The 10,106-nt window shown below is 68.5% G+C and carries 12 protein-coding genes; 8 read left to right on the top strand and 4 right to left on the bottom strand.

The window, feature by feature from the left end:
• Nucleotides 1-106: 106 nt before the first annotated feature.
• Genes CLV37_RS27245 through CLV37_RS26135 form a run of 3 tightly spaced genes read right to left on the bottom strand, consistent with a single transcriptional unit; the run spans nucleotide 107 to nucleotide 2,169 of the window.
• Complete coding sequence (locus CLV37_RS27245) at nucleotides 107-1,012, bottom strand: hypothetical protein (protein WP_146149613.1); 906 nt, start codon at nucleotides 1,010-1,012, stop codon at nucleotides 107-109.
• A complete protein-coding gene (locus CLV37_RS26130; protein WP_146149614.1) occupies nucleotides 1,013-1,633 on the bottom strand; it encodes a hypothetical protein in 621 nt (206 codons plus the stop codon).
• Nucleotides 1,633-2,169 carry a protein NO VEIN domain-containing protein gene (locus CLV37_RS26135; protein WP_106215674.1) on the bottom strand — a complete coding sequence of 179 codons (537 nt, stop codon included), beginning with the start codon at nucleotides 2,167-2,169 and terminating at the stop codon, nucleotides 1,633-1,635. Before CLV37_RS26135 ends, CLV37_RS26130 begins: the two co-directional genes overlap by 1 nt.
• A gap of 205 nt (nucleotides 2,170-2,374) precedes the next feature.
• Here CLV37_RS26135 and CLV37_RS26140 point away from each other — a divergent pair, with 205 nt between their 5' ends.
• The 7 genes from CLV37_RS26140 (at nucleotide 2,375) to CLV37_RS26170 (ending at nucleotide 8,409) form a co-directional block, all read left to right on the top strand.
• Entirely contained in the window at nucleotides 2,375-2,578 is a 204-nt protein-coding gene (locus tag CLV37_RS26140) for a hypothetical protein (RefSeq protein ID WP_170127521.1), read from the top strand.
• 236 nt (nucleotides 2,579-2,814) lie between these two features.
• Complete coding sequence (locus CLV37_RS26145; RefSeq protein ID WP_106215676.1) at nucleotides 2,815-3,525, top strand: hypothetical protein; 711 nt, start codon at nucleotides 2,815-2,817, stop codon at nucleotides 3,523-3,525.
• Entirely contained in the window at nucleotides 3,522-3,902 is a 381-nt protein-coding gene (locus CLV37_RS26150) for a hypothetical protein (RefSeq protein ID WP_106215677.1), read from the top strand. Before CLV37_RS26145 ends, CLV37_RS26150 begins: the two co-directional genes overlap by 4 nt.
• Nucleotides 3,899-4,816, top strand: coding sequence for an ABC transporter permease (locus CLV37_RS26155; protein ID WP_106215678.1), 918 nt, complete (start codon nucleotides 3,899-3,901; stop codon nucleotides 4,814-4,816). The genes CLV37_RS26150 and CLV37_RS26155 overlap by 4 nt, the downstream gene beginning before the upstream one ends.
• A gap of 982 nt (nucleotides 4,817-5,798) precedes the next feature.
• Nucleotides 5,799-6,425, top strand: a complete 627-nt coding sequence (locus CLV37_RS26160; protein ID WP_170127522.1) for an AfsR/SARP family transcriptional regulator — start codon at nucleotides 5,799-5,801, stop codon at nucleotides 6,423-6,425.
• Nucleotides 6,426-6,853: 428 nt separating this feature from the next.
• Nucleotides 6,854-7,423, top strand: coding sequence for a hypothetical protein (locus CLV37_RS28250; protein WP_146149617.1), 570 nt, complete (start codon nucleotides 6,854-6,856; stop codon nucleotides 7,421-7,423).
• A gap of 461 nt (nucleotides 7,424-7,884) precedes the next feature.
• A complete protein-coding gene (locus tag CLV37_RS26170) occupies nucleotides 7,885-8,409 on the top strand; it encodes a hypothetical protein (protein ID WP_146149618.1) in 525 nt (174 codons plus the stop codon).
• A gap of 410 nt (nucleotides 8,410-8,819) precedes the next feature.
• Here CLV37_RS26170 and CLV37_RS26175 read toward each other — a convergent pair whose 3' ends face one another.
• Complete coding sequence (locus CLV37_RS26175; protein WP_146149619.1) at nucleotides 8,820-9,986, bottom strand: MinD/ParA family ATP-binding protein; 1,167 nt, start codon at nucleotides 9,984-9,986, stop codon at nucleotides 8,820-8,822.
• Here CLV37_RS26175 and CLV37_RS29130 point away from each other — a divergent pair.
• A partial coding sequence (locus CLV37_RS29130) for a transposase (protein WP_146149480.1) occupies nucleotides 9,966-10,106 on the top strand: 141 nt, incomplete at its 3' end. The two genes, CLV37_RS26175 and CLV37_RS29130, sit on opposite strands and share 21 nt — an antisense overlap.

Below are 10,106 nucleotides of genomic sequence, written 5' to 3' on the forward strand. Positions count from 1 at the left end.
TTCAGCACTGGACCCGGCTCCGCAACCAGCAGCATCGACCCGTCACCTTCACCTGGCAACGCCCCGGGGCACCAACTTCAGCCGCAGATCACTAGGCGCCGCGCGGTTATGCCGACCAGCTGCAGCGGGTGATCGATCGTGGCGCCACGAAAGTCGAACTCATTATCAACCCACCTCGCCCCTCCACGCCGTCTAGGTCGCCGCCTCGCGTATGAGCCACAACTTCTGCCACAATTGCCTGCTTGACAATGCGATCTTCGGAGGAGTTCTTGCGCCTGGCTTCTCCGCCCGATACCCGATAAGCACCGCACAAAACGTCGATGCACCTCTGCCTTTGCTCAACCCACTCATCGGCGAGCTGAGTCATGGCAAAAACACCTGCGAGCCGTTCAGGACCTTGACCTGACCCCAGCTGTCGGGCTGCGTCGATGAAACGCTTCTCCCGCTGCTCTTTAACCCACTTCACGTCTTCTTCGTCATGCCGCCGCCTTGCGGCTTGCTGGTCGATCGACTGTCGCTCCTTGGCGGCGTCAGCTTCTCGGGACCGACGTTCTTCAGCGGCTTTAGCTTCGGCGACCTGGCGTTTGTCTGCTGCTTTTACTGCCTGTTCTGCTGCCCGCACGCTGCGGCGGCTGGCCTGAACCCCGAAGCCGGTAGCCGCCGCGGCTACGAGCGCCGCGGCCGTCACACCGATGGGGATCCTGGCGTCGTTGCGTGCAGCGGCGAGGGCGGCTTGGTCGACAGGGTGCTCGGTCTGCGGGGCTGCGGACACAGTTCGCGTCGAGGTCTGCGGGGGGCCAGAAGGCTGGGGCGCGATCGTCACGATGATCGTCGGGGTGGCCGTAGGGGCGGATGTAGCCCGGAAGCTGCCGGGGTGGACGTAGAGGATCGGCAAGACGCCGATCGCAACGTAGATCAAGATGACCGCTGCAGCGCCCACCACGGCGGCCTTCCGATGCCGCTTCCACCAGCGGGCTGGACGTCGCCACCACGGCAAGGTCTTCGCGATCACTCATGCAACGTAGCGGGACGAGACGTCAGCGGTACGTGGTCCCGCTAGGTACTTTCCCGCCCTAGTCGAGCTCCGCGTCCTCGGGGTCTTCCTGGTCGAAGCCCATGAGCATGCCCCACACCTCAAGGTCCCCGACCGAGGTGAGCAGCTCGTCGAGCGTCCAGGCAGGCCATGCTGCTCGTCCATGAGGTGCTGCACGCGCGCGACAGGAACGTTGACGGGGTCGATGTGACCTTTGCGCCGGCGCAGGAGCCGGATCGTGTCATCTCCTTGGGAGGGGAGGACGACAGCGTGGGCCATCGTGTGGCGGTGTTCCACCAGCGCTTGCAGCAGCGGGATGAAGAGCGGTCGGGCTTGGGCGAACGTCGCGGGGCCCAGGTGCTGGCGGCGGCGGGGTACAGCCGTCTCTTCCATGACTCCCTTGAGCAGCCCCATCCGCTCCTGCCAGCCGAGTCGGGGCATGACGTCGGCGTAGAGGGTCCAGACGGCCTCGGTCGTGCGGGCGAGGCTCACGGCCAGGACTAGGTCGACGCGGTCTTCGAGGACAGCGACCAAGCCCAGGAGCTCGGAGCGCATGAGATGCACTCGTTGCTCGTTCATCGCGGCCGTCTTGGAGTCCATCACCGCACCGTAGGAGTCGAAGGGTCGTCATGCGGGACGACGGTGCCCACCTTGAGCATGTCGCTGACGAAGAAGCGCCAGCGGTCCTCAGCACCTACTGACCCTCGCCGAGCGCTGAGGTCGTCGGAAGGTACCCGGCGTCCCTCGGTGATCAGCGGCCGCAGGTCGGACACGATGACGAGCTGCGGGCGCGCAGTGGCGCAGTCGAACGGCACGTACAGCCACCACGTACCGGGCAGCAGCTGCGCAGTCCTGATCTGGCGCTCGTAGAGGTCGAACGACGTGTGCTGGCTCTGCTTCGTCTTCATCTCGATGACGCGGTCGAGTGAGCCATCGGCACGGTAGGAGGCGAAGTCTGCGCTCAGCCGGCCGGGGTGCTCTCCAGCGACCGCGGAGGCTCGTCGCTCGAGGTCGGCGATGTGAGGCAGGCCATTATACCAGCCGCTCTCCATGCTCTGCAGCGTGCGACCTTGGTTCGCCTCGTAGTCGGTGACGAGCCTCCGGCCTACCTGCATGGCGCCTGTCTCTCCGAGCATGGCTGGAGGATGCCAGCCTGCGACGTGACGCGGCCCGAGGAACGGCGCGACCCAGCCTTCATCTCGAGCAGACCCACCAGGGACCCCAGAGCGGCTCTGCTTGCTGGCAGCCGATGACCAACCCGGGCCACGACACACCACCATGATTGCAAAGTCGCAACCGCAGTAGTAAGATTGTTTGCATACTCGTAGGAGGGAGGTGAACATGGACAAGGACACGAAGAAGCTGGTCAAGGCGATCAAGGCTCAAGGGTTCACCGTCACTCCCACCCGGCGGCGACACCTGCGAGTCGTGAAGGACGGTCATCAGGTCGCGGTCCTGGCAGGTACCGCCAGTGACTACCGGTCGTGGCGCAACGCCATCGCCGACCTACGCCGAGCAGGCTTCCAGTGGCCACCGAAGCGCTGACTCAGCAGTCACTCAGTGCTGATGCACGAAGCGGTCGGGCCCAGTCGAAGTGGGCCCGACCGCACCGAACATCTTGCCTCTGCTTTCGTGTCCGACGCCACCGCTCAACCAGCACCCAGTCACATTTCAGCGATCCATGCCGCAAGACCACTGGCCTCCGCCGACCCTCGACGAAGGCACCCGGTTGCAGCACCTGCTGCAACCGCCGTAGCGAACCCAGAAAGGGGTTGATCACCGTGACGTGGTTCAACGTCCAGGTCCAGCTGGACCTGCCCGCCGCCCGCCTCGACGACGACTTGACCGACGCCCTGCTCGAGGACCTGGAGGACTTCCACACCAGCCTGAGCTCGCACGACGGCCTCATCACCGCTCGCCTGTCCCTGCAGGCCGCCGGCCTGTCCCAGGCCACCCGCCAGGCCATCGCCGTCACCGAGCAGGCCGCGGCGAGCGCCGGCAGCCCGGCGCAGGCGGTGGCCGTGACCGCGATGACCGAGCAGGAGTTCACCAGCCGTGAGGGCTGGCCGCAGGCCCCGACCGCCCTGCCCGAGGCGCAGGCGGCCCCGCAGCCGGACATGACCCTGAAGGAGGCTTCCTTGCTGCTGGGCATCACCCGCCAGGCGGTCACCCGGCGCCTGCTGCTGCCGGTGGACCACCCCGACCACCTGCGCGGGTTCCGTGACGACACGCGCCGCTGGCACGTGGAGGCCATCGATGTCCGGCGCGCTGCCCAGCGCCGCGAGCAGACCTCCAGCGCCGGCACCGCCTCCCCCGGGACCGACAGCAACCCGGCACCAGCAGATGAAGCCACCGCCGCGGCGGAGGCGAGTGCCGGCGCGATGGTCGAGCACCAGGACCACCCTCACGACGGCGAGGTCGCAGGCCGCTCGCAGGCGCCGGCCGCTCGCCGTGCCCGTCCGCGTCGCGCCGCTGGAACGGCGGCGTCATGAACTTTCCGGAGGAGTCCGCCATCAGCCCGGCCAGCGCCAACCCGTCCAGCATCGACCCGCCCGGCATCGACCCGCCCAGTGCCGACCGGGCGCTCAACATAGCTGTGGAGACGCACACCCGCACCGAACTGCGCCGGCAGACTCACAAGGTGTCGGCGAACCTGCGCGAGCTTGCCGACCGCATCGAGCGTGCCAGCGAGTCCCTTGACCAGATTGCCTCAGGTGAGTCGGTGACGTCCTATGCCGACGTCGCAGCGGCGGTACAGCACCAGGTCGTGGTGACCCTTTACAACACCCCCCTGCACGTGCTGACGCAGCTGGCCTCGCAAGCGGACGCCGCCCGGGCGCTGGCTACGCGAGAGGATGCGCCGTCGTGAGCACCGCCGACACCGACCCGGACCTGCAGGAGCGCGGCGGCCGCGGCGGACCGCGCCGTGGCGGCGCGTCAGCCGCTCACTCCGACCTCCGCACCAACCTCCATGCCAACGGCGACGTCACCGCGAGGTTGAGCCGGCGCTCACGCCGGCCGCGGCTGGTGCGGCACATCCATGCCGAGTGGATCAAGCTGCGCAGCCTGCGCTCTTCGCGCTGGCTGCTCATCGCTGCCGCGGCTGCTGTGCCGCTCGTCGGTGTCGCCCTCATCGCCGCCCTGTTGATCGATGAGGACGGCTCCACCCGACCACGAGTCTTCTTCGACGCCACCTTCATCGGCGCCCAACTGTCCAGCCTGCTGCTGGGCGCCCTGGGTGCAGGAACCATCGCCGGGGAGTTCTCGACCCGAACTGCGATCACGACCTTCACCGTGGCGCCGGCCCGGGCCTCGGTGCTGGCGGCCAAGGCCGCGGTCCTGTGGACCGTCACGGTCCTGGCCGCGGCGCTCGCGGTGGGACTGACGTACCTGCTGACCAGTTGGCAGTTGTCCTCCCATGACCTCGCCACCTCCCTCGGGGGCGCCGGAGTTGTTCGGGTGCTGCTCGGTGAGGTGCTGTACCTGTCGGGCATGTCGGTCCTGGGGTTGGCTATCGGGGCGCTGGTGCGCAGCACCGCAGCCTCCATCGGGACCCTCGTGGTGCTGCTCTATGCCGTTCCCCTGACCTTGGCTCTGCTTCCCGGGTCGGGGCCGGCGCAGTTCTTCAACCGCTGGTTAGTGACCAACACGTTGACCAACTTCACGCACCTGCGTGCCGACGACCTTCTGCTTACCCCTGCGGCAGGGGCTGCGGCGTTCATCGCGTGGATCGTGGTGCTCTACCTCGCCGGAGCCATCCGACTGCGACGCGCCCGGATCTGAGGACCACCATGCCCGCTGCACGCCGCAGTCAGATCAGCAACAGGCCCAGCAGCCCGATCGGAGGACACGTGGCAGCACAGTCCAAGCCGACACCACCGTCGTCGGCGAGACCGTCGACATCCTCGACGTCGTCGTCGATCACCGGCGCTGCCCCCCGGCGGACGCGGTGCCCGTCATGCCGTCGTCCACACGCCTCGGACGATGACTGGGCGGCGTTTCTGAACAGCGAACCTGCCTGCCCAGGGGATGACTGCGCCTGGGGCGCCGACCGCTGCTGGGACCGGGACTGCGGCATCCCGGCGGACGCGGTCGCCTCCATCGCTGCCCGAGCCCGCAGGATGAGAGGTCGACACACCTGGGCTCAAGTGCCTCACCTCGCGAGCGACGTGATCGGACAAGCAAGCCAGGTCCTGCCCGTGAACTGAGCCTCCGATGATCGACCCCCCTCCCGACTCAGTCCCTGCTGGCATGTCTCAACCACGAGGCATCGGCGTGGTCGACCCGGTCACCGATACGCCAGGTGAGCAACATGAACAGGCGGCCAGATCAGGGACACCCCGGGACGAGGCCGAAACCGTTGCGGGCCGTCGCGATGGCCTCCATGAGGCCGAGTTGAGGCCCGGATCGTCGAACGACTGAACGGGGTGCTGACCCGGCACCCACGTTGCGTAATCGTCATGCGGGTGTTAGTTTTTCTGTGTTGGACGGACAGCGACCGCCAACATCACACAGGAGCCTTCTGGAGGCACCCACCATGAACCCTCGTCACCGTCCCCTGCGACACGCACCCACTCACCACCGCCGGCACGCCACCGAGCACCAGCAGGCCAGCGCCCAACCGCTGGAGGTCACCGCTGTCGCTGAGGCCGACGCGCCGGCCGTCTCCTTCCCCTCCCCGGACCTGCCGTTCGTCCGCGTCCTGGGAAGCGTCCACGTCGACAACGTCGCACCCTGGCACCGGCGGCAGGAGACGTTCACCGCCTTGACGGCTTACCTGGCCTTCAACCCCGGCGCGCGCCGTCGCGACATCGGCGAGCAGCTCCTGCAGCACGTCACCCCGAAGTCCACCCTGGCGCCGCGCATGTCGGAGATGCGGCGATGGTTGGGGCTGCACCCGCTCAGTGGGGAACCGCTGCTGCCGTCCGGGCGGGAGGGGTACCGACTGCACGAGGACGTGACCACCGATCTGCACCTGCTGCGGCAGTTGGCTCGCAGTTCTCGCGAGGAGGACCTGCGCCGCGCGATGGATCTGGTTAGCGGAGTTCCGTTCAGCGGAGTTCGCCAGACCTGGTTCTGCTGGTCTGGCGATCTGTACCTCGAGGCGCACACCCTCATCGCGACGGTGGCCTCGCGGTTGAGCCGAGCGCAGCTGCAGCGCGGAAGCTTCCGGGAAGCGGTCCACACCACGACCCGCGCCCTGGCCATCGATCCTGCACACGAAGGTCTGCGTCGCACCCAGCTGCGTGCCCTGCACTACCTCGGCGACACCAGGGGGCTGCAGCGCAGCCTGCAGCAGCTGCGGGCCACCAACGACGCCTTGGACGTCCAGGACGAGCCTCAGACTCGTCGTCTGCTGTGCGCGCTGCGCCAGCACACGCGCATCTGCTGAGCATCCCCCGACAGCCATCCCCGCCTACTCGCACGCGTCCACCGCCGGCACTGCGCCGTGACGGTGACCGCGTACCCGCCGCCCAACGCCACAGGCCCACCGCTGTGGGCCCGCCTCAGTCACCCATCCCCTTCGACACCCTTCACCCCGCATCGACCCTCTGGGAGATCGCCATGCACCGCCCACAGCCTCCTCGCCGACCCACGGCCTCCCCGACCGGCGTCAGCGACCTGTCCGCCTCCTGCCACGTTCTGTCTGCCCAGCACACCGCCTTCGTCGTCGGCGCCCGCTTGCACGCGCGCTGGCCGCAGACGTCCTTCCGGGTCCAGGTCTGCGACCAGACGGTGACGGCGGGCCCGCCCAGGGGCCAGCAGCACCGGCTGGAGGGACTCAACATCGAGTGGAGCGACGGGCCCTGCCGTGCGGAGGTGGACGAGGCCGTCGGCTTCTTCCGCGGGGTCGAACCCGACGACGCGGGCGGAGTCGACGATCACCTGCGCCGGCGCGAGTCCCTGCTGGCGACGCCCACCGGTCACGTCGTCCTGGTGCACTACCGGGTCGGGTACGTCCTCCTGCGTCGGCGCTTGAGCGCCAGCTACCGCCGGCACCTGCGGCCCTTGGCGGCCGGCTTGCGCGACCACGGTCGTCAGCTGGTCCTGGAGCAGGAGCGTCTTCGGGCCAGCACCGCTCAGGCTGCGGCTGAGGAGGCGGCCCACAGCGCCGCGCAGGACGCGGACCAGGGGCTGGACCACCCGAGCGGACCGGGAGCGCGCGCGCCGCACCGGTCGCCGGTACGCGAGCTCGAGGGCGCGCAGCTGACGGCCGCCGAAGCGCGTCTGCTCGATCTGCCGGAAGCCACCTGGACCCCCTGGGGCATCCACCATGGCACCGACGCCGACCTGATGGAGCTGCTGGCCTGCCACATCAGCCCTGAAGCGGCCAAGGCCCTGGGAGGCGTCCCCGTCTCGCTGCAGGTCTGTCTCCTCCTGCTGCTGTGAGCTCTGCCCTGATCAGCTGGCGAGGCGAACGGGGCCAGGCGGCTGCGCCTGGGCGGCTCCGTGTGCCCCCCAGCGTCGCCGGGTCCGCCCGGCAGGAGAAAGCACGCCGGCTGTCTGCCCTGAGCGACGACCACGATCGGGAGGGGCCAGCAGGTGAGGTCCTATACTTCGCGACGATGGTGGTGTCGGCGGAGGCATCCGTTGTCAGCGCTTCGTCTGGTTTTCATGGGCTGGGCGAAGGTCAGCGAGTCAACCGTGACCGCGCCGTGTGCGTCTGACGCACCGGTGACGTCGGGGCTGGGGATGCGGTTTCGCTACCGCTTTGATCCAGCCCGCGGGGTCTTCGCCGGCTCCAGCATCACCCTCGTCGGCGCTGGGCGGCGCACCTCGACCCCTCGAGGACCTGCTTGAGGACCCGCTCGACGACCCGTAGGACGACCCGAACGATGGAGGACCCGGCCGTGGCACAGACGCCCCAACCCGACGCAGCGTTGGTGCAGACGGCCCTCGAGCAGCTGATCGAGCTCGCGGCCGTCCCGGAAGAGTTCACTGGCGCCCTGGTCGACAACGTCTGGTGGATCGCCAGCGCCTACGACGAGGCCGGCGGGGCTCTGCTGCACGACATCAACGCCGAGGAGTGGGCCACCACCGTCGCCTTCCGACAGGAGCCGGTCATCCGGCACTCGTTGAAGGCTGCCCGGCGTTGCTTGCAGAACGTCGAGAAGGACGTCCAGACCCCTCAGACGCAGGTCTCCGCGCAGCTGTGGCAGCTGCATGTGCAGCGCTACGTGAACGAGCTGCGCCGGCTTGAACAGGTCTTCCAGACCGTCCTGGACGGCGTCATCGCCCGCGACCAAGGCGTCGTCCGCCCCAGCCCGAACCCTCGCCGGCGCGCTGAGCACGAGATCGCTCAGCGAAACCTCTTCGAGGACATCCCCCGCGGTGAGATCGTCAAGGCGACAGCACGCCAGCGCCGCAAGCGCTGAGGCGCGCGAAGCTGCCGACCCAGCTGGCACTCAGACCCAGCACGCTGTCATCCGCTCAGGCCCCTCCTCAAGGCTGAGGAGGCTTCCGGGCGGCTGTGGTGGTGCAGGCAAACTTCCGGCGCCGACCGAGACGGCGTTGTGTCGCAGGTCGCTGGTCCAGTGATCAAGCGCCCGGGCGCTCAGCGGGGGAGGTCAACCGCCGCCTCAGGGTTCCCTGCTCGCCGCCGGGTTCCTCGCCGTCCGGAGAATCCGCTGGTCGAGCCCTCGTCAGTTCCGGCAGTCCAGGCGGTTCAGGCGGTTCAAGCGGTTCGGGCCAAGCCGTTGCTTGCACGATCGAGCCGACCTGTTCTGCGACAGCGGAACGCCCGGCACCACGTGGTGGGGCCGGGCGTCGCTTCAGATCGGGCGGATCAGTCCCGACGGTCGTTCAGGTACTCCTCGCGCCGGCCGTAGCGCGGCAACGTGTCCAGCTCATCGAGCTGGTTCAGGTCCTGGATGTCCTGCCCCGAGGAGGTCGTCACCTTCATTGTGGCCGGGGGCAGGGGTTCGCCTGCCTTGGTGCGGGCGCCCAGACCCGGCCACCGACGGCCTCGAACCGCCTGAGCCGACGTGACACGCGGCACGCGCTGGCGGCTGAGGATGGGCGCCGGCGTCTTGGGCCCGTTGAAGTGCGCAGCGATTCCTGCGGCCGCCTGGAGGTAGGGAGCGCGAATGTCCTCGGACAACTGCGCGAAGTCGGCAGCCATGCCATCGCTGAGCCCGCGGCTGTACGGAACGCGAACGACGTCGCGCACGCGGCGGGCGAAGTAGGAGGCCAGCGTGGCGGGGTCGACGCCGCCACCTCGGCGGCTGCGGGCCAGGGAAGACTCGGCGCTGCTGCGCGTGATGACCATGACGGTGGCTCGCGCAAGCAGGTCGCCGTATCCCCGCGCCTGCAGGTCGTCCATCATCGCCTTGACTCGCCGCGCTGCGTCCATGCTGGGGCCGACGACGAACACCAGGTCGTCCGCCAACTCCAAGATCGCGCGGTGCGTCTCGTGGGCGATGCTGGTACCCGTGTCGATGATCGTCAGGTTGTAGAACCGGTCAGCGATGGCCTGGGCGCGCCGGTACTCCTGCGCGCTCAGAACGTCGTCGACCGACGTCGGTGCGGGAAGGATGTGCAGCCGCCCGGCGATGGTCATGTAGTTGCTCAGGTCAGCCACCGAATCGACCGGGGCGATGGCGTCATCGGTGAGCAGGTCGCGGACGGTCAGCAGCGCCCGCACGGGGCGGCCGTCGGCACCGACGGTGGCCTGTCCGGCGAAACGTTCAGCCAGGTTTCCTGCGTCGGGGTTGGCGTCGATGGCGCAGACGCGGTCGCCGCGCGCCTCGCCCCACGCCTGCCCCAGGAAACCTGCGGTGATGGTCTTACCGACCCCGCCGGCCATGCTGACAACAGCAACGTGGCGGTTGCCGCGCAGCGGAGTCCGCAGGAAGGCACGCTGTTGAGCGGCCTGCACCTCCTGCTTGCTGGGACCGGGGTTGTAGATGCCACCGCTCAGTGACTGTTTCAGATGTGGGTCTTGGTAGGGCATGCTGCTGAGGTGGCTGGCGATCGTGAGGCGTATCCCTCTGACCTCAGCGATGCGGAGTGGGAGCTCATCGAGCCGCTGCTACCCAAGCAGGGCCGGATGGGTAGACCGCGCCAAGACCTG

Origin of the sequence: Kineococcus rhizosphaerae, assembly GCF_003002055.1 — a bacterium.
GTDB classification, from domain to species: Bacteria; Actinomycetota; Actinomycetes; order Actinomycetales; family Kineococcaceae; genus Kineococcus; species Kineococcus rhizosphaerae.

Bases quoted from the DNA above. Each gene is read 5' to 3' on its own strand.
- CLV37_RS26130 (WP_146149614.1), bottom strand. From the start codon at position 1,633: ATGGACTCCAAGACGGCCGCGATGAACGAGCAACGAGTGCATCTCATG.
- CLV37_RS26135 (WP_106215674.1), bottom strand. From the start codon at position 2,169: ATGCTCGGAGAGACAGGCGCCATGCAGGTAGGCCGGAGGCTCGTCACC.
- CLV37_RS26140 (WP_170127521.1), top strand. From the start codon at position 2,375: ATGGACAAGGACACGAAGAAGCTGGTCAAGGCGATCAAGGCTCAAGGG.
- CLV37_RS26150 (WP_106215677.1), top strand. From the start codon at position 3,522: ATGAACTTTCCGGAGGAGTCCGCCATCAGCCCGGCCAGCGCCAACCCG.
- CLV37_RS26175 (WP_146149619.1), bottom strand. From the start codon at position 9,986: ATGCCCTACCAAGACCCACATCTGAAACAGTCACTGAGCGGTGGCATC.